At 64.2% G+C, this 19,357-nt stretch carries 18 protein-coding genes; 14 read left to right on the top strand and 4 right to left on the bottom strand.

All coding sequences use genetic code 11. The features are described 5' to 3' along the window. Positions 1-244: 244 nt before the first annotated feature. The 8 genes from pheA (at position 245) to SALB1_RS16515 (ending at position 8,370) form a co-directional block, all read left to right on the top strand. Positions 245-1,348, top strand: coding sequence for a prephenate dehydratase (gene pheA / locus SALB1_RS16545; protein ID WP_109994848.1), 1,104 nt, complete (start codon positions 245-247; stop codon positions 1,346-1,348). A gap of 27 nt (positions 1,349-1,375) precedes the next feature. Continuing rightward, positions 1,376-2,497, top strand: coding sequence for a histidinol-phosphate transaminase (gene hisC, locus SALB1_RS16540; RefSeq protein WP_109994847.1), 1,122 nt, complete (start codon positions 1,376-1,378; stop codon positions 2,495-2,497). Beyond that, the gene (locus tag SALB1_RS16535; RefSeq protein WP_109994846.1) at positions 2,494-3,402 is read left to right on the top strand and encodes a prephenate dehydrogenase/arogenate dehydrogenase family protein; all 909 of its coding nucleotides are present in this window, start codon (positions 2,494-2,496) and stop codon (positions 3,400-3,402) included. The genes hisC and SALB1_RS16535 overlap by 4 nt, the downstream gene beginning before the upstream one ends. Then, positions 3,399-4,724 carry a 3-phosphoshikimate 1-carboxyvinyltransferase gene (gene aroA / locus SALB1_RS19255; protein ID WP_199678842.1) on the top strand — a complete coding sequence of 442 codons (1,326 nt, stop codon included), beginning with the start codon at positions 3,399-3,401 and terminating at the stop codon, positions 4,722-4,724. Before SALB1_RS16535 ends, aroA begins: the two co-directional genes overlap by 4 nt. After that, entirely contained in the window at positions 4,721-5,419 is a 699-nt protein-coding gene (gene cmk / locus SALB1_RS16530; RefSeq protein WP_199678841.1) for a (d)CMP kinase, read from the top strand. Before aroA ends, cmk begins: the two co-directional genes overlap by 4 nt. A gap of 111 nt (positions 5,420-5,530) precedes the next feature. Beyond that, positions 5,531-7,210 carry a 30S ribosomal protein S1 gene (gene rpsA / locus SALB1_RS16525; RefSeq protein ID WP_109994844.1) on the top strand — a complete coding sequence of 560 codons (1,680 nt, stop codon included), beginning with the start codon at positions 5,531-5,533 and terminating at the stop codon, positions 7,208-7,210. Positions 7,211-7,383: 173 nt separating this feature from the next. Continuing rightward, entirely contained in the window at positions 7,384-7,671 is a 288-nt protein-coding gene (locus SALB1_RS16520; RefSeq protein ID WP_109994843.1) for an integration host factor subunit beta, read from the top strand. Between the two features lie 408 nt (positions 7,672-8,079). Continuing rightward, a complete protein-coding gene (locus SALB1_RS16515; RefSeq protein WP_109994842.1) occupies positions 8,080-8,370 on the top strand; it encodes a lipopolysaccharide assembly protein LapA domain-containing protein in 291 nt (96 codons plus the stop codon). Positions 8,371-8,658: 288 nt separating this feature from the next. Here the strand turns inward: SALB1_RS16515 and SALB1_RS16510 are convergent, their stop codons facing one another. After that, complete coding sequence (locus SALB1_RS16510) at positions 8,659-10,164, bottom strand: M48 family metalloprotease (protein WP_109994841.1); 1,506 nt, start codon at positions 10,162-10,164, stop codon at positions 8,659-8,661. A 292-nt stretch (positions 10,165-10,456) separates the two neighbouring features. On the opposite strand from SALB1_RS16510, the gene SALB1_RS16500 reads away from it, so the two are divergent. Continuing rightward, positions 10,457-11,545 (top strand): AI-2E family transporter, encoded by a 1,089-nt coding sequence (locus tag SALB1_RS16500; protein WP_109994839.1) that lies wholly within the window; start codon positions 10,457-10,459, stop codon positions 11,543-11,545. 62 nt (positions 11,546-11,607) lie between these two features. Here SALB1_RS16500 and SALB1_RS16495 read toward each other — a convergent pair whose 3' ends face one another. The 3 genes from SALB1_RS16495 to SALB1_RS16485 are packed head-to-tail and all read right to left on the bottom strand — an operon-like array spanning position 11,608 to position 14,129. Continuing rightward, positions 11,608-13,026, bottom strand: a complete 1,419-nt coding sequence (locus SALB1_RS16495; RefSeq protein ID WP_109994838.1) for a PhoH family protein — start codon at positions 13,024-13,026, stop codon at positions 11,608-11,610. A 37-nt stretch (positions 13,027-13,063) separates the two neighbouring features. Further along, complete coding sequence (locus tag SALB1_RS16490; RefSeq protein WP_109994837.1) at positions 13,064-13,549, bottom strand: peroxiredoxin; 486 nt, start codon at positions 13,547-13,549, stop codon at positions 13,064-13,066. Between the two features lie 40 nt (positions 13,550-13,589). Continuing rightward, entirely contained in the window at positions 13,590-14,129 is a 540-nt protein-coding gene (locus SALB1_RS16485) for a glycine cleavage system protein R (RefSeq protein ID WP_109994836.1), read from the bottom strand. A gap of 103 nt (positions 14,130-14,232) precedes the next feature. On the opposite strand from SALB1_RS16485, the gene dapA reads away from it, so the two are divergent. From dapA to SALB1_RS16460, 5 genes are all read left to right on the top strand, one after another. After that, entirely contained in the window at positions 14,233-15,123 is an 891-nt protein-coding gene (dapA, locus tag SALB1_RS16480; RefSeq protein WP_109994835.1) for a 4-hydroxy-tetrahydrodipicolinate synthase, read from the top strand. Between the two features lie 179 nt (positions 15,124-15,302). Then, entirely contained in the window at positions 15,303-15,638 is a 336-nt protein-coding gene (locus SALB1_RS19070) for a hypothetical protein (RefSeq protein ID WP_179950680.1), read from the top strand. A 46-nt stretch (positions 15,639-15,684) separates the two neighbouring features. Next, complete coding sequence (locus SALB1_RS16470) at positions 15,685-16,356, top strand: YjbF family lipoprotein (RefSeq protein ID WP_109994833.1); 672 nt, start codon at positions 15,685-15,687, stop codon at positions 16,354-16,356. Between the two features lie 93 nt (positions 16,357-16,449). Continuing rightward, positions 16,450-17,202 carry a capsule biosynthesis GfcC family protein gene (locus SALB1_RS16465; protein WP_158590792.1) on the top strand — a complete coding sequence of 251 codons (753 nt, stop codon included), beginning with the start codon at positions 16,450-16,452 and terminating at the stop codon, positions 17,200-17,202. Next, positions 17,195-19,354 carry a YjbH domain-containing protein gene (locus tag SALB1_RS16460; protein WP_109994831.1) on the top strand — a complete coding sequence of 720 codons (2,160 nt, stop codon included), beginning with the start codon at positions 17,195-17,197 and terminating at the stop codon, positions 19,352-19,354. Before SALB1_RS16465 ends, SALB1_RS16460 begins: the two co-directional genes overlap by 8 nt. Positions 19,355-19,357 lie beyond the last annotated feature (3 nt).

Here is a 19,357-nt window from a genome sequence, read left to right as displayed (position 1 = left end):
CGGAATACGCCGGGCCCCGCGTCGGCGCGCTCATTCCCGTGCGAGACGTCGCGCTGCCGGCGAGCGATCCTGCCGGATTGTGGCAGAATGACCGCCGCCCCTGCGGGCGTGTCCGCCATGGCGCCGTGTGGTGTTGGCGGATCAATCTGTTCTTGAAACCACCCCAGTCGGCGTCCCGCGCCGCGGCCGCTGCGAGTCAGGGCCACAACGCGGCGCCGTTTTAAACGTCAACAGGCCCCGGGCCATGAGCACACCATCCGATGACGAGGCGCTCGCCGACGCGCGCGCGAAAATCGACGAACTGGATCAGCGGATCCAGGCGCTGATCAACGAGCGCGCGGACGTCGCGCTCAAGGTCGCCGAGATCAAGCGCGCCGCCGGGCGGACGGATTTCTATCGGCCGGAACGCGAGGCCCAGGTCCTCGAACGCGTCGCTGCGCGCAACCCGGGGCCGCTCCCGGACGCGGCCGTGGCGCGCATCATGCGCGAGATCATGTCCGCCTGCCTGGCGCTCGAGAAGCCGATGACCGTGGCCTATCTCGGGCCCGAGGGCACTTATACCCAGGCCGCCGTCTACAAGCATTTCGGGCATGCGGTGGTGGCGTCGTCGAAACCGGCGATCGGCGATATCTTTCGCGACGTGGAGGCGGGCAACGCCCACTTCGGTGTGGTCCCGGTCGAGAACTCGACCGAAGGCGTGGTCACGCACACGCTCGACCAACTCGTCGGCAGCCGGCTGTCGATCTGCGGCGAGGTGGCGCTGGCGGTGCATCATCATCTGTTGTCGCATGCCACCGGGCTCGGCGGTATCAAGCGCGTGGTCGCTCATGCCCAGTCCCTGGCGCAATGCCGGAATTGGCTCGACACGCACCTGCCGGGTGTGGTGCGCGAAGCAGTGGCCTCGAATGGCGAGGCCGCGCGGCGCGTGGCAGGGGACCCGGCCGCGGCCGCGATCGCCGCGCGCGCGGCCAGCGATTTCTATGACCTGCCGATCCTGGCCTCGAATATCGAGGACGAGCCCAACAACACCACACGGTTCCTGGTCCTGGGCACGCAGCATGTGGCCGCGTCCGGCAACGACATGACCTCGATCCTGGTGTCCATCCGCAACCGGCCCGGCATGCTCTATCGCCTGCTCGCGCCGGCCGCCGATGCCGGGGTGGACCTGGCCCGCATCGAGTCGCGTCCGTCGCGCCGCCAGGCCTGGGACTACAATTTCTTCATCGACATCGAAGGCCACGCCGACGATGCGCCGGTCCGCCGCGTGATCGAGTCGATCGAGTCCGAGGCCGTCATGCTCAAGATTCTGGGCTCGTACCCGCACTCGATCGGGCGCGAGGCCGAGTAGTGTCGATTGTCACGTCGAGATAGCGTCATGCCGAAAACCCTGTCCGAACAGGCTCACGCCGGAATTCACGGTCTGTCCGCCTACGTGCCGGGCAAGCCGATCGAGGACCTCAAGCGTGAGCTGGGCCTGAGCTCGATCATCAAGCTTGCCTCCAACGAAAATCCGCTCGGCACCGCGCCGGCCGCACGCGCGGCGTTGGCGAATTTCGACGGCGACCTGTATCGCTACCCGGACGGCAGCGGTTACGAGCTCAAACATAAAATTGCCGCGCGTCACGGTGTCGAGCCCGACCGTGTCACGCTCGGCAACGGCTCGGACGATATCCTTGAACTCACCGGACGGGTGTTTCTCGGTCCGGGCAAGAACGCGGTGGTTTCGCAGCACTCGTTCGCGGTCTACCCGATCGTCGCGCGTGCCGTGGGCGCCGACGTGCGCGAAGTGCCGGCGCTGCCCGGCGATGGTGAGATGCCCTACGGGCACGATCTGGACGCCATGCTCGCGGCGATCGACGACAACACCGGCGTGGTGTTCATCGCCAACCCGAACAATCCGACCGGCACCTGGGTCACGCCCGACGCGCTGGCGGCATTTCTCGATCGCGTGCCGCCGGCGACGGTCGTGGTGCTGGATCAGGCCTACATCGAATACCAGACGCAGGCGGCGATGGTGGACGAGGCCGCCTGGCTGGCGCGATACGGTAATCTCGTCATCACGCGGACATTCTCCAAGATCTTCGGCATGGCCGCGCTCCGCTTCGGCTATGGCCTGAGCTCGACCATGGTGGCGGATTTCCTCAACCGTATTCGTCAGCCGTTCAACGTGAACATGATCGCGCTGCATTGCGCGGCCGCCGCCATCGACGACCACGACTTCATCGCGCGCTCGATTGCGTCCAACACGCAGGAACGCGCGCGTCTGAGCGATGCGTTGGCGGCGCGGGGGCTCGCTTGCCTGCCGAGCCAGGCTAATTTCGTCACCTTCGATACCGGGCGCGAGGCACGCCCGGTCTATCAGGCCCTGTTGCATGAAGGCGTGATCGTGCGGCCGCTGGCCGGCTATGGGCTGCCGAAGCATCTGCGCGTAACCGTCGGGTGTGCCGCCGATAACGAGCGCTTCATCGCGGCGCTCGACCGCGTGCTCGGCCTATGACGAATCACGGCGCCGTGTTGCCGGATATCGACCGTATCGCGATCGTGGGCCTGGGCTTGATCGGCGGCTCCATCGCGCGCGGGCTGCGCGTAGCCGGCTACGGCGGGCATCTTTCCGGCGCCGTGGTGAACGAGGCGGATGCGGCGCGTGCGATCGAACTCGATATGGTGGATGCGTGCCACACCCGGATCGCGCCGGCCGTCGCCGACGCCGATCTGATCGTCATGGCCACGCCCCCGGGCGCGCTCGACCCGGTGTTGCGCGAGATCGCCGCCGCGCGGGCGCCTGAGTCGATCGTGACCGATACCGGCAGCAGCAAGGCCAGCGTGGTGCAGGCGGCACAGCACGTGTTCGCGCCCGCGGCCCGCGCGCGTTTCGTGCCGTGTCACCCGATTGCGGGCACGGAAAACAGCGGCATCGAGGCGGGCTTCGCCACATTGTTCAAGGCCCGGCGCGTGATCCTGACGCCGGACGAACAGACCGAGGCGACCGCACTGGCCGCGGTCGAGGCGATGTGGGCGGCGCTCGGCGCGCGGGTCGCGCACATGACGGTGGCGCACCACGACGAGGTGCTGGCGGCCACCAGCCACGTGCCGCATGTGCTGGCCTATACCCTGGTCGACACATTGGCCGCGATGGCCGAGCGCACCGAAATTTTCGCCTATGCGGCCGGTGGCTTCGCGGACTTTACCCGCATCGCCTCTAGCGATCCGGCGTTGTGGCGCGATATCGTCAGCGCCAATCGCGAGCCGGTTCTGCACACGCTCGACGCCTACATCGATCGGCTCCAGCGGGTGCGGGCCGCCATCGCCGCCGGCGACGACGGGCGGGTTGATGAAGTTTTCCAGCGCGCGAAAACCGCGCGCGATGGGTTTGCGTCACAGCGGGAGCGCGACGAGCGATGAGCGGTAGGACCTTTCACGTACAACCCGGGGGCGCGCTGAGCGGCGAGGTCACGGTGCCCGGCGACAAGTCGATTTCGCATCGGGCGATCATGTTCGCCTCGCTGGCGCGGGGCACCAGCCGTATTTCGGGTTTTCTGGAAAGTGCCGATTGCCTGGCCACCCTGAACGCATTCGGGGCCATGGGGGTGACGCATGTGCTGGATGGCGCCACATGTGTGATCGAGGGCATGGGCCCGCACGGCCTGCATGCCCCCGCGGCGCCGCTGGATCTGGGCAATTCCGGTACCTCGATGCGGCTGCTGTCCGGCATCATGGCCGCACAGGCCTTCGATTCCGTGTTGACCGGCGATGCCAGCCTGTCGCGCCGGCCGATGAAGCGCGTCATCGACCCGTTGCGCCGGATGGGCGCGAAAATCGCGGGCCGCGACGGCGACCGGGCCCCGCTTTCGATCACCGGCGGCGCCCGACTCGCCGCAATCGACTACACGCCGCCGGTCGCCAGCGCGCAGATCAAGTCCTGCGTCCTGCTGGCCGGGCTGTATGCCGAGGGCACGACGCGCGTACACGAACCGGGGGTTTCTCGCGATCACACCGAGCGCATGCTGGATGCGTTTGGCGTCGAGATCGCGCGCGACGGCAACACGGTGGCCCTGGCCGGTGGCCAGGCGCTTACGGCCACCGATGTCGAGGTGCCGGCGGACCTGTCTTCGGCGGCGTTTTTCATGGTCGGGGCCTCGATCGCGGCGGACAGCGACATCACCCTGCGCGGCGTCGGCATCAATGCCACGCGGCGCGGTGTGATCGATATTCTGCTCGCCATGGGCGCCGATATCATGCTCGAAAACGAGCGCGACCAGGCCGGCGAGCGGGTGGCCGATATCCGGGTGCGTTCGGCCGAACTGCGCGGCATCGACATCGGCGCCGCCGAGGTCGAGCTCGCGATCGATGAATGCCCGGCGATCTTCGTGGCCGCGGCCTGTGCGGCCGGCACCACCCGCGTGACCGGCGCGGCCGAGTTACGGGTCAAGGAATGCGACCGAATCGCCGTGATGGCGCAAGGGCTGCGCAAACTCGGGGTGGACTGCCACGAAGTCGAGGATGGCCTGACCATCGTCGGCCGCCCGCAGGGCGACGCCTTCGGCGGCGGCGAGATCGCCAGCCACGAGGATCACCGCATCGCCATGTCGTTTGCGATGGCGGGGCTGCGCGCGTCCGCGCCCATCGTCATCGACGACTGCGACTACGTCGATACCTCCTTTCCCGGCTTCGTCGAGCTCGCGGCACAGACCGGCTTGAACATCCAGACGCGGGCACCGTCGTGACCGCCAGCGCGCCCGTGATCACGCTCGATGGCCCGGGCGGTGCCGGCAAGGGCACGCTGGCCTCGGAACTGGCGCGTGGCCTCGGCTGGTGGCTGCTCGACAGCGGCGCCCTGTATCGACTGGTGGGCCTGTCCGCATTGCGTGAGGGGCTCGACGCGGGCGCCGATGCCGACCGCGCGCGCGCGGCCGCCATCGCGCAGGGGCTGGCGGTACACTTCGTGCCCGATACGGGGGCGGGCCAGCGCGTCGAGCTGGCGGGCGCGGATGTCACCGACGCCATCCGTGCCGACGATGTCTCGGAAGCGGCCTCGCGCTGGGCGGCCCTGCCTGACATCCGCCACGCGTTATTGGCGCGCCAGCGCGATTTCGTGGCGCCCCCGGGACTGGTCGCCGATGGCCGCGACATGGGCACGGTGATCTTTCCGCAGGCGGACTTGAAGCTCTACATCACGGCCTCTGCCGACGAACGCGCTCGGCGCCGTTACGCGCAGTTGTCCGAAAAAGGTGTTGCTGCTAATCTTGAGCGGATATATCGTGAGATTGTGGAGCGGGACCAACGCGACGCGTCGCGGGATGCGGCTCCACTCAAGCCGGCGGCCGATGCCCATGTCATCGATACCACCGGCGAGGATGTCGCCACCTCGTTGGAGAAGATTCACGACCTGGTGGCGGCCAAGGGCTGGCGCGTCGACTGACCTGCCGGCCTCGAACGGGTCCGTTCGTGGTGCAATGCCGCGGGCGGTGTTTTTGTCTTTTCAACAACGGATGGCGTCGATAGTCTGGGCGCCGCAGGATTTTCCCCACTCATGTCTGAAAGTTTCGCCGAACTATTCGAGCAAAGTCTGCAGGGTCGTACCATGCAGCCCGGTTCCCTCATCAACGCTGAGGTACTGGAAGTAAAGAACGATGTCGTGATCGTCGATGCGGGCCTCAAGTCCGAAGGCGTGATCCCGATCGATGAATTCTACGACGAGAACGGCGAACTGACCGTTGGCGAAGGCGACAAGGTTGAAGTCGCCCTTGAGGCCGTGGAAGACGGCTTCGGCGCGACCCGCCTGTCGAAGGAAAAAGCCCAGCGGATCCGGACCTGGGACTTCCTCACCGAAGCCTACGAGAACAGCGAATCCGTTGTCGGCCACATCTCCGGCAAGGTCAAGGGCGGCTACACCGTCGACGTGGGCAACATTCGCGCGTTCCTGCCGGGCTCGCTGGTCGACGTGCGCCCGGTGCGCGACACGACCTATCTCGAAGGCAAGCCGCTCGAGTTCCGCGTCATCAAACTGGACCGTCTGCGTAACAACGTGGTGGTCTCGCGTCGCGACGTGCTCAAGGAAGAGTACAGCGAAGAGCGCAAGCAGCTGCTCGACACGCTGCAGGAAGGCATCGTGCTCAAGGGCATCGTCAAGAACCTGGTCGACTACGGCGCGTTCGTGGACCTGGGTGGCATCGACGGCCTGCTGCACATCACCGACATGTCCTGGAAGCGGATCAAGGATCCCTCGGACGTGGTCAACGTGGGTGAGGAAATCGAAGTCAAGGTGCTCAAGTTCGATCGCGAGCGCACCCGCGTCTCGCTCGGCCTGAAGCAGCTGGGCGACGATCCGTGGGTCAACATTGCGCGCCGCTATCCCGAGCACACCCGTTTGTTCGGTAACGTCACCAACATCACCGACTACGGCGCCTTCGTCGAGATCGAGGAAGGCGTGGAAGGCCTGGTGCACGTGTCCGAGATGGACTGGACCAACAAGAACGTCAACCCGAATCAGATCGTCTCGGTCGGCGACGAGGTCGAGGTCATGGTGCTCGAGATCGACGAAGAGCGCCGTCGTATCTCGCTCGGCATGAAGCAGTGCCAGTCGAACCCGTGGGAAGACTTTGCCGCGCAGCACGCGCGCAACGACGTCGTTACCGGTCAGATCAAGTCGATCACCGACTTCGGCATCTTCGTCGGCTTGCCGGGCAACATCGACGGCCTGGTTCACCTGTCGGACCTGTCCTGGAACGAGCCGGGCGAGGAAGTCGTGCGTGAATACTCCAAGGGCGACGAAGTCGAGGCCGTGGTGCTGGCCATCGATGCCGACCGCGAGCGCATCTCGCTGGGCATCAAGCAGCTGGCCCAGGATCCGATGGGCTCGTTCGTGGCCGATCATCCGAAGGGCAGCATCGTCTCCGGTACCATCGCCTCGGTCGATGCGCGGGGCGCGACCGTCGATCTCGGCAACGATGTGACGGGTTACATCCGGGCGTCGGACATTTCGCGCGAACGTGTCGAGGATGCACGCTCGGTGCTGTCCGAAGGCGAGCCGGTCGAGGCCCGTTTTGTCGGCGTCGATCGTCGCAACCGCTCGATCAGCCTGTCGATCCGGGCCAAGGAAGAAAAGGACGAGCAGCAGGCGATGCGCGATTACACGGATACCGATGCCTCGACCGGTACGACCAGTCTCGGCGAACTGCTCAAGGAGCAGATGGCCGATCGCGACAACTAAGAAGGATAAACACGGGGTGCTTGCGTGCACCCCGTGTTTTACTTAGCCTCTTAACGGTTGTCTGCGGGGCGGCGAATAGCGCGTACGCAAATCGCCGGTCGGCAACGAAGTTTTTGGGGCGGGCCGTATATCGGCACGTCATTGGGGGACGGCGTTTCTAGGGAGAGCGCTGGATGACTAAATCCGAGTTGATAGAGCGTCTGGTCGATCGCCAGGCACACATGACCCAGCGCGACGTGGAGCTGGCCGTCAAACTGCTGCTGGACGACGTGATCGAGGAGCTTGCCGAGGGTGGGCGTGTCGAGATCCGTGGGTTTGGCAGTTTTTCGGTCCATCACCGACCGGCGCGGCGTGGCCGCAACCCCAAGACGGGCGAGGCCGTGGATATTCCGCGCAAGTACGTGCCGCATTTCAAGCCGGGCAAGGAACTCCGCGAGCGGGTCAACAAGCCGCAATCCTAGCCCCGCTCAAGTCCGGTTCGCTGTGTCTGCGGGCGCTTCGGCAGCCGGGGCGTAAGCGTTGGCTAAGCTGTGGTCAGCGCGAGCGGCGCGGCAATTCCCACCGGTGGGCGATCCTGATTCCTTTGCGGGGCGACATGTCGTGCCCGCGCTACGGCAACGTGGCGGGTGTGGATTGGCACTGGCCCCGGGGCGGATCGAAACGGATCATACCGTGGCGATGCCGGATCATCGGACTGGGCGTCCGGTGCACGGCGGCTGCAACGCGCGACGCCGACGCCCGACGGCGTTGCAGGTCTTGCCCGACACGATTTGCGGTCTCCCACGCGGCGCTCGCACCAAACGGAAACAGGCCCTAGACTGGGCCCGCTCTCTCGGGCCGATGCGCTCGTCGATCCAACGAGGAATGTCATGCTGCGCCTCATCCGTAACCTGATTGTGATCCTGGCGGTTTTCGTCGGTCTGGCCTTCGGGTTCCTCAATTACGGTTCGACGTCCGTCGATCTATTATGGACCCGCGCGGCGGCGCCGCTGTCCGTGTTGCTGGGTCTGGCGTTTCTGCTGGGGCTCGTTCTCGCGTTGATCGTATGCGGTGTGCGCATGGCCAAGCTTCGCGCCCGGCTGGCGCGCACTCGCCGCCAGCTCAGGGATGCAGAGGCCGAAATCGCCAACTTGCGCAGCATGCCGACCCACAATACCTGAGGGCCGAGACGTGGCTGGGGGTCTGGCGGCCGGAAGCCGCGACGCGCGGCGACGGACAGCGCCGTGTGCCGGCTTGGGACTACGCGCTACGCGTGCCGGGGGCCGCGCCCCTTCAGCCGGCGTGCGGACCGCCCCGCCAAGCGTCGCTGCGGCGAATATTGCAACACCATTCTTCATGCCGGTCGCGGCATGTTGTCGCCGGGTGCGACGCCACCGGTTACATCGATGGGCGGCGGGCGGTCATGGTGGGGCGGGGTGCCGCGGCGACACCGGGGTCCGGCGCGGGCATCAATAGTCGTTGCCTTTCGCGACGCCGCGCCGGCACTTGTCCTTCGACCACGCGTGGTGGCAGGCGCGGACCATCTGATCGCGTAGCGCACGCAAACGGGACTTGTCGTAGGCGCTCAATTTCGCGGTCTGCAGTGCGGTCCGAAGTTGATTGATCGCCCGCGGATAGTCGTCGAGCATGGCGAAATACCGCGCCTGGCGGTAGTAGGCCTCGCCGAGGTTGTTCTGTTTGCCGGCGCCGCGCGCGAGCAGGCGCTGTGCGGCCGGGTAGGTGTTCAGCACGCTGGTCTGCGACAGCAGATAATTGCGCATCGCGGCCGGCTTGCCCTCGTCCTCGAGATTCTGCGCGTAGGCGAGTTTGAGGGGATCGCTGTGGGGGAATTTCTTGAGCGCGGCGGACAGCACTTTATTGGCCTCGGCATTGTCACCAGCATGCTCGAGCGCATCGGCCAGGCCCATGCGCCAGGCCAGGATGTCGGGATGGGCCTTTAGCCCCGCGCGCAGCAGCGCGATGGCGTGCTGGTTCTGGCTCAGGCGGCTGAGTGCGAGGGCGTAGCCGTACTTGTCGGCGGCGATCGGGTGGTCGCCATGAATTTCGCCCTTGAAGTAATCGCGCATGTCATTGGCGCTTCGTGCCTCGAGCACCCGGGCGCGCGCGCGCATGTAGGGATATTCCGGGTTGGTGTGCACCTTGACGTTGGGGTAATCCGCGGCGCGCGCGTTGGCCTCGGCTATGCGGGTCGAGGTCACGGGGTGGCTGAGTAGGATTTGCGGCAGCTGTTGTCCGTAGAGATCGCTCTGGCGCTGTAGGGTGCCGAAGAAGCGCCCCATGGCATACGGGTTGTAGCCCGACCGTGCCAGATCGCGGATGCCGACCCGATCGGCTTCATGCTCATCGGCGCGGGTGTAGCTCAGTTGTTGCATGCCCAGGTGCGACATGCCGCCGGTAATCGCGGCAACGGCCGCGTCGCCGCCGCCGCCGGCCGCAGCGCCGGCAACGGCCGCGACAATGGCCGTCGCGAGCGTGGCAATGGTATCGCCGCGGCTTTCCGCCATCTGACGCGCGATATGGCGTTGCGTGACATGCGCGATTTCGTGCGCCATCACACTGGCGAGTTCGCTCTCCGACTTGGTTGCCGTGATAAGGCCGGCGTTCACCCCGATATCGCCGCCGGGCAGCGCAAAGGCGTTGATATCGTCGCTGTCGATGACATAGAAGTGGAACTCGTCGGCGGGCCGGTCGGTATGACGCGCCAGGCGCCGGCCGACGCTGTTCACGTAAGCCGACAGCTCGGGATCCTCGATGATCATGTGCTGGCTGCGCAGTCGCGCGATCACCTGGGCCCCGAGGCGTATTCCTTCGCTAGGCGTTAGCGCGGTATCGGCGGGTTGGCCGAGATCGGGCAGGTTGTAGTCGCCGTTGTCCGCGGCCGCCGCCGGGCCGGCCGTGGTGATCGCCCCGGCCAGCAGGAGCAGGCCGGTGGCAACGGCACTTGAGTTGCGCATGGTGAGCAAGATCGATCAAAACCCTTGAGTCGTTGGACTCAGCGTAGCGCGTTTGGTTCGATCGGGTCACCGAGCGTCCGGGCGCCGGAGGCGGCCCGCGCGGCGGTTGCAGGCCGGCCCATCGTGGCCATCGCGCCGGCGTCGCCCGGTCGCTGCCGGCGAAATGCCACGACGCCGGCCCGGTGTCGGCGCGGCAAGCGCGACAGGCCGTGAGCCGGCATGCGTGCATCGTTCATCTTCAGCGCCTACGATAGCCCGCTGATGCCCGCACCCCACAACGAGAACGGCTTCGATGAATGTGTTTCGCGCCTGGTTTGCCCGGCATCTGTCGGACCCCCAGCTGGTTTCGCTTGTTTTCATGCTCCTCGTCGGCCTGGTGCTGGTGCTGTTCGTCGGGCAGCTTGTCGCGCCCGTGCTGGCGGCCCTGGTTCTGGCGTATCTGCTGGATGCGCCGGTCATCTGGCTCGGCCGCCTGGGCGTGCCACGAACGGCCGGCGCGGCCCTGGTATCGGTGGCGCTGCTGCTGGGGGTGGTGTGGGTGAGTTTCGCGCTCATGCCGCTGCTCACGCGCCAGGCCGGCCAGATCCTCCAGGAGCTGCCGGATCTCGTGCATAGCGTGCAAGCATGGATCAGCGGACTGCCGGCGCGCTACCCGTCGCTGATTACGCCCGAGCAGATGAATGCGCTCATCGGCAGCGTGTCGATCGATGTCGGGTCGCTGCGCAAGACCGTGCTCAGCCGTTCGCTCATGGTCGGTGCCAGTCTGTTCTATCTGGCGGTCTACCTGGTGCTGGTCCCGTTGATGGTGTTCTTCATACTGCGCGACAAGCATCAGCTGCTCGGCTGGTTCGCCCGGTTCGTGCCGCGCAACGGCGCGCTGCTGAGGCAGGTCTGGAGCGACGTCAATGTCCAGCTCGGCAACTATGTGCGGGGCAAGGCGGTAGAGATCGTGATCGTCTGGATCGCGGCCTACATCGTGTTCTGGTCGCTCGGGCTGGATTACGCCATGCTGCTTTCGGCGCTGGTGGGCTTTTCCGTGCTGGTGCCCTACGTCGGCGCATTCGGCATGACGGTGCCGGTCGTGCTGGTGGCGTACGCCCAGTGGGGCATGCATGCGCAGACCGTCTGGGTGTTGATTGCCTATACCATTCTGCAGATGCTCGACGGCAATCTGCTGGTCCCGATCCTGTTCTCCGAGGCGGTCAATCTGCATCCCGTCGCCATCATCACGGCCGTTCTGTTCTTCGGCGGCATCTGGGGATTCTGGGGTGTCTTCTTTGCCATTCCCCTGGCTACGCTTGTGCACTCGGTGCTCAAGGCATGGCCGCAGAACGTGAATGTCGACGAGTCGGGGCAGCCCGGCGCGCGGGATGCCGACTGATGGCATCCCGTCTCGCGCGCGCCGTTCGCTGACCGCCGGACCGGGCGCGCCGCCCCAGCTTGTCAGAGGTGATCGGAGGCGAAATGCGCCAGACGGGAGCGTTCGCCCTGGGCGAGGGTGACATGCCCGGCATGGCGCCAATTGCGAAAGCTGTCGACCACGCGAGTCAGCCCCGAACTGCTCTCGGTAAGATACGGCGTATCGATCTGGGCCAGGTTGCCCAGACATACGAACTTGGTCCCAGGCCCGGCGCGGGTGATGAGCGTTTTCATCTGCTTGGGAGTCAGGTTCTGTGCCTCGTCGAGAATCACGAACCGTTCGAGGAAGGTCCGCCCGCGCATGAAGTTGACCGAGCGGATCTTGATGCGGTTGGACAGTAACTCGTTGGTCGCGGCCCGCTCCCATTCGGATGCGGTGCCGCTGTTGCCGGTCAGTACCTCGAGGTTATCCATGAGCGCCCCCATCCAGGGCGTCATCTTCTCTTCTTCGGTGCCGGGCAGGAACCCGATATCGTCGCCCACTGGAACCGTCACGCGGGTCATGATGATTTCGCGGTAGCGCGACTCGTCGAGCGTCTGCGACAACGCCGCCGCCAGCGTGAGCAGGGTCTTGCCGGTGCCGGCCGCCCCCAGCAGGGTGACGATGTCGACGTCCGGATCCATGAGCAGGTTGAGGGCGAAGTTCTGCTCGCGATTGCGTGCATGCACGCCCCAGACGTGGCGTTTGCCTTCGCGAAAATCCTCGGCCAGTTCGAGCAGGGCAGTCTCGCCCTCGATGTCCCGGGTGATCAGCTCGACATCGTTCGGGCGATCGAAATGCAACAATTCGTTGACGTGCCAATCGGCCACATCGCCGCCGCTGACCTGGTAGAAGGTCTGGCCCATGTCGTTCCACGACTGCATGTCCTCGGCATGCCGGTCCCAGAAGTCGCCTGGCAACGCGGCATGGCCGGTGTAGAGCAGGTCGAGATCCTCGATGACCTTGTCGTTGAAATAGTCCTCGGCTTCGATGCCGATCACCGACGCCTTGATGCGCAGATTGATGTCCTTGGAAACAAGGACAATTTCGGACTGGCCGAATACCTTGCGCAGGGCCAGGGCGCTCAGCAGGATCGAGTTGTCTGCCTTGCTGCCCGGGAGCATGGTCGGCAGTTCGCCCTCGGGCGGCCGGGTTTCGAAGAACAGACGGCCGCTGGCCTCCGGCGCATCACGTCCGTTGCCACGCGCCGCCACCGCAGCGGCCCGTTGATCGAGGCTGATGCCGCGCTCGATATCGGCATGCGTCTGCCCGGCGATCAACTCATCGAGAAAGCGGCTCACCTGGCGCACGTTGCGGGCGACTTCCGAGACCCCCTTCTTGCCGCCGTCGAGTTCTTCGAGAACGACCATCGGTATGTAGACATCGTGTTCCTGAAAACGGAACAGGGCGGTGGGGTCGTGCATCAGCACATTGGTATCGAGAACGAAAACCCGTCGGGCCATAGCGAGCGTTACCGCGTGGTGGGTGGGACGAGACAGGTCACTGGGCCCCAGGGGCACGCAATGCGCGCACGGCAGCCAGTACCTCGTCGGCATGATCGGGAACCTTCACGCCGCGCCAGACGTTCCGCACGACACCGGTGCCGTCGATCACGAATGTGCTCCGCTCGATTCCGATATGGGTTCGACCGTACATGTTCTTTTCCTTGAGCACACCATAAGCGTTGCAGACACTTTCGTCCGCGTCGCTGATCAGGTCGAACGGAAAGCCGTGCTTGCTGCGGAAGTTCTCGTGCTTGCGCAGCGAGTCGCGGGATACGCCAACGATCTCGGCGCCAGCGGCCTGAAACGCCGTGTACAGGTCGCGAAAGGCCTCGCCTTCCTGCGTGCAGCCGGGCGTGTTGTCGCGCGGGTAGAAATACAGCACCAGCGTCCGGCCGGCGAAATCGGCCAGCGAGAGGGTCTTGTCGCCGGTCGCCGGCGCCTTGAAGTCGGGAGCCTTGTCTTCGGGCGCGATTGTACTCATAGCGGAAATTCCTTGATAACGATGGGCGGGGCGGCGCGGGCTAGGTCTTGATCGGATCGAGCAGGCCGTCGGCGTGCAGATCGTCACATACATCCATGAAGGCATCGCGCAGCGTCTGCGGATGCTGGGTGACCGGCACGTGCAGCGAAAGATGAACCGTACACATGTCGGCCCCGGTCATACCGGACTGATAGGCCTGTACGCTGGCCTCCTGCACGGCGACGTCCTGTTCGGTGAAAAAGCTCATCAGCTCGGCCAGAAGACGCGGCTGCTGCGGGGCCACCACTTCGGCGGCATAGGGCCGGAATTCGCGCGCCAGTTCAGCGGGCTCGGTGTGCTCGAACTGGATGGCCAGGCCCAGGTGCTCGGCCAGGCCGGGCAGGGCGCTTTCCATCTTGCCCATGGCGCTCCAATTGCCGGCGAGCAGGAGCACCGCCGAAAAATGATCGCCCAGCGGCGTGATACGGCACTCGATGATTTCGCAACCGCGGCGCCCGATCGCGCGGATGAGGTCGTGGGCCAGCTTGTCCCGGCTGGCGCCAAGCACGATGAGCGACAGATACTTCTTTATTTCGGGCATGCGGGTCTCGGTTCGCGAATCGGGACGTTCAAAAGGCGGGTATGTTAGCACCAACAACACGGTTACAATTCCCGCTTCCCACGCGTGAGGAGGCACTGTGGTAATGGATACGCAAGCGCTCGGCGGAAGCATGGTCGCCATCGTGACGCCGATGCATGCCGATGGCAGCGTCGATTGGCAATCGCTCGAACGGCTCATCAACTGGCATATCGAGCAGGGTACTCACGGTATCGTGTCGGTGGGTACGACCGGCGAGTCGGCGACATTGGGCTTTCGCGAGCACGATGAAGTCATCGAGCGCACGGTCGAGATCGTCGATAAGCGCATTCCCGTCATCGCCGGTACGGGCGGGAACGCGACCGACGAAGCGATTCGGCTGACGCGCCATGCCAAGCGCGTGGGCGCGGACGCCTCGCTGCTGGTTTGCCCGTACTACAACAAGCCGAGCCAGGAAGGACTCTATCGGCACTTCCATGCCATCGCCATGGCCGTGGACATACCGCAGATCCTCTACAACGTGCCGAGTCGAACCGGCGTCGACATGCTGCCCGAAACCGTGGCGCGGCTGGCCACCATCGACAACATCGTCGCGCTCAAGGAGGCCAAGGGCTCGATCGAGCGTATTCATGAGTTGATCGAACACGTCGGCGACGCCATGCAGATCTATTCCGGCGACGACGGCACGGCAATGGAATCGATGCTGGTCGGCGGCAAGGGCAACATCTCGGTGGTGGCGAATGTCGTGCCGAACCTCATGAGCCGCATGTGCACGGCCGCCATCGAGGGCAAGCGTGAAGAAGCCGAGCGTCTGGACGCCGAAATGGCCCCCCTGCATTCGGCGCTGTTCTTCGAGGCGAACCCGATTCCTGTCAAATGGGCGCTCCAGGAAATGGGCTGGATCGAGCCCGGTATCCGGCTGCCGCTGACCCCGCTCGCGGACCATTTTCAGGACGCCGTGCGGGATGCCATCAAACAGGTCGTGGGCGAACATTAATCGGTTATACAATCAGCGACGATGTATGGTAAAAGTAGCGCGGGAACCAGAAAAGGTATCCCGCTACGGCCTGTACCCGGGGGTTAAGGGGACCAACTCTTGAAGTCTTTTTCGGTGAGTCGTAGTATTGGAAGCGGTTTATCCAGAGTAGTCTCCGTTACTACACGGGAGTTGATGATATGAAAAAGGTTTTGGCTGGGATCAGCATCGCGATGTTTGCGGCATCGCCGATGGCTTTCGCACAGACCAGTGACGCGAGTGCCCAGGGCAGTTCGGGTAGCGCCTCCAGCGCATCGGCTCCTTTGAAGTCGGGTGGCGCGGCCGGCGCAGGCCAGTCGCAGGCGTTGGCCTATGGGGCCATGGCCGCTGCTGGCGCCGCCGCTGTTGTGGGCGCCTCGCTTGCAGTTGCGTCGGGCAGTAACAACAAGAACGTCAGTGTCGGCGGTACCGGTGGTACGGGTACAGGCGGCACGGGTACCGGTGGTACGGGCGGCACGGGCACTGGCGGTACCTGATTCCATCGCGAGATTGCTGGTGTTATCACCAACTCCAGTGCGAAAAATGGGCCGCTTTCGGGCGGCCCATTTTTTTGCTTGGCTTGCCGGCATTAGCGTTATCGCGCTCAGCGGTTGTAGTACGTCTGGCAGCCCGATGCTGGCAACGCTCGGCAGTATGGTGCCGGGTCAGCACGGCGATCTGGCTGCACGAGCCAGAAAAGTGCCGTATGCTTCGATCGAGCTCTCGTTCGGGCGCGGGGGGGGGCTGCTAGTGCTCGCCGAAGAACAGGGCGGGCTCACCTTCTGGCAGACAGCGCGCAACGAAACCGTGGTGTTGCGACATGGCTTTCTGCAGTCAATAGCAGGTATCAAGCCACGTCTGGAAATGAGCAAGTCCATGGGGGCTGACGGCAAGTTGATTTCGATGGCATCGCTCGGCTCCGACGAACGATTCCGGGTCGAGCGATCCTGGGTCGACAAGAAGGGCGTTCGCCATGCCGGGCGCGCCGAAGCGCGCTGGGTGTGTAGCACCAAAACCCGCGCGATCAAATTGCCGTTAACCACGCGCGAACTGTACAAATGCACGGAAACGTTAGATTGGGCCGACCGCGGCGAGACGCGATCGGTATACTGGCGCGACGCTGGAGGCCATGTCTGGAAAGCCGACGTGGCGGCCTGGCCCGGGGCGCCCGGTATCAGCTGGCAGGTTGCGCGGCCGTGGTGGGCGCAGAGCTGACCCGGGGACCACGTGGAAAATCGCGGCTGGTAAGCGCGTGTCGATTGCACTGATCGCATCGCAGGGGAGGCCGCCCAATCGGGAATGGCGAGGATGTGGCGAAAATGGTTGACCGGCGCGGTTCTGTGCGTCGCGCCGATGCTCGGGCTGCAGGCCCAGACGACGGCATCCGGTAACAAGACATCGTTGATCGAGGCATGGTTGTCCATGCCAAACGTCGGCCAAGTCGCCTGGCCTTATGCGTTCATCCGGGCCCGTAGTACCGATGCAACAGAAAAAAGGCGGCGATCCGACCTGTTCGATCAGTTCAAGCAGCTGCAGTGGCGGCTCAAGCGCCAGGGTTATCCGGGTCTGGTCAAGGCCGTCCACCAGTGGCAAATTCAGCTGGCGAAGACCCATCATTATCGCCAGCCCGGTGACTGGTCGCCGGCTTGGTTGATGGCGCATCCGAATCAGCAGCCGCCTGTGTCACGTGTGGCCGCGATCGGTTACTGCCGTGTGCCCGATACGGTTCAGGTCTGGGATGCAGTGGGCGTTCATCGCGTCGCGTGGCAGCCCGGGCTGCGGCTTTCCGATCTGCTCCGGCGCGATCCGAACCTTAAAGGCGGTTCCACCGACGAAGTAGCGCTCGTATCACCGAGCGGCCACGTCGATCATTATGGGGTGGCGGCCTGGAATTATGCCGATACAGAGCTCACGCCCGGTATGCGTATCGTCGGTGCGATTGATCTCAAGGGCGCCGTCTTCCCGTGGATGCGCGACGCAATCGCGGACTTGGTGGCGCATATGCCGGTCGGCCGCAAATGCCGCAGTTTCCCGCTGGGTCAGAGTGCGAATCATGGTTGAACAGGTTACCCGCGGGCGTCGCCGGCTGGCGCGTCTCGCTGCGTTGTCGTGTGTGCTCGTCCTGCCCGTGGTCGTGCGTCCGGGGATTGCCGCTGAAAAGACCGGTCGGCTGCCAGTCTTTCAGACCGATTATGGTGGCACCGGGCTGCTCGAAACACCCACCGCGCGCCATGCCCCGGAAGGTGAGTTTTCATTTACGTACAGCCATATCCAACCGTATAGCAACTTCGCCTTCAGTTTTCAGCCGTTCCGTTGGTTGCAAGCGGGATTTCGGTACACGTCGATCTCCAATCGCTTGTACGGGCGGGCTATTGCGGGAAACCGTAGCTACCTGGACAAAGGCGTCGATCTCAAGATTACGCCCGTCCATGAAAGCCGTTACGTGCCAGAATTCTCGATAGGCTTTCGCGACTTGGGCGGCACCGGCCTGTTCAGCAGCGAATATCTGGTCGCCAACAAGCGCTGGTACAACTTCGATTTTAGTCTGGGCGTCGCCTGGGGTTATCTCGGCAGCCGGGGCGATTTGGGCAACCCGTTGAGCTTGATCTCCAGCCACTTCAGCCATCGCGTTGGATTCGCGGGCGGGTTGGGTAATACGGGGAAATTCAGCGTGACATCATGGTTCACCGGACGGGAAGCATTGTTCGGCGGGATTCAATACACCACGCCTTGGCGCCCACTCACGCTGCAAATCGAATATGACGGCAACAATTACAAGCATCAACCGCTGCACGACAGCTTCCAGCAGAAGCTACCGGTCAATTTCGGCGCCCGTCTGCGCCTGAACCGTAATGTGACGCTGTCCGCGGGATTTGAGCGTGGCACCACGGTCATGCTCGGCGGCACGTTGTCGGTCAATTTAGCTCATCTGACCCAGCCGAAGTCCGACCCGGCCCCGGTGGTGCCGAAGAAGAGCCGCGACAATCAGCCCAAATCGTGGTCGAATGTCGCCAGCAAATTGAGCGATAACGCCGGTATCACGGTCACCCGGATTGCGAAAAAAGACCATACGCTCATCGTCGACGGCTCGCCCACGACCTATCGCCACATGGCGCAGGCGGAACTGCGGGGCAACCGCATCCTGCACAACGCTGCAAGCAGCGATATCAGCTCGTTCGAATATCGTTGGCAGGGCGGCGGTTTCTTCCTGCGTGACGACAAGCTGCCGCGCAAACCGTTGCCGTCCGATCCGCTGCTGACGAGTCCGGACAGTCCATTCGCGGACCTGGATTATCGCCAAGGCGTCACGGTGTCGGGCGTCAGCAAGGCTGGGGCTCAGTCCAAACCGGGCAAGACGTTATACGAAAAATCCGTGCGCGGGTTTTCCTACGACATCGGACCGGGGCTGAATTACAACTATGGCGGCCCGGACGGTCTGCTGTACCAGGCCCTGGCGCGTGTCGGCTTGCAATACCGCACCGATCAGCACGGCTGGGCCAGTGCTTCGGTGGCCTACTCGTTATTTGATAATCTCAGCCACGCTAATTACGAAGCCCCAAGCCAGCTGCCACGGGTACGCAGCGACGTCGTCTCGTATCTCAAGCACACATCGGTCGGCGTCTATAACCTGCAGTACACGCGCACCGCCCGGCTGTCGGACAATGTGTTTGGCATGGTCTATGGCGGTCTGCTAGAGCAGATGTACGGTGGTGTCGGGGGCGAGGTCCTGTATCGTCCGTTCAACAGCCGGGTGGCGTTCGGCGCCGACGTCAACTGGGTGAAAAAGCGCGACTACAATACCCAGTTCGGTTTCAAGAAATACTCCACGGTGGAAGGCCATGCGACCGCCTATATCCAGACCGGCATCGACCACATCCTGGCCCGGCTCAGCGTGGGGCGTTATCTGGCCAAGGATTATGGCACCACGATCGATCTGTCCAAGACCTTCGATTCCGGCGTGACGCTGGGCGCCTATGCCGTGTTCACCTCCGCGGGCAGCAAATATGGCGAGGGCAGCTTCAACAAGGGGATCTATCTCACCATGCCGCTCGATATCTTCTTCACCAAGTCCTCCCGTGATTATGTGACCGCCCGTTATACGCCGCTCACGCGTGACGGCGGGGCATCGCTGAACCGGCGTTATACGCTGTACTCGCTTACCGGTACACGCGATCTTAATCGCTACTGGGACGGCTTCAAGAAAGACAACTAGGGC

Origin of the sequence: Salinisphaera sp. LB1 (assembly GCF_003177035.1) — a bacterium.
GTDB lineage: Bacteria > Pseudomonadota > Gammaproteobacteria > Nevskiales > Salinisphaeraceae > Salinisphaera.
The sequence above is the reverse complement of the archived record's forward strand: the minus strand, read 5'-3'. Positions and strand labels throughout refer to the sequence as shown.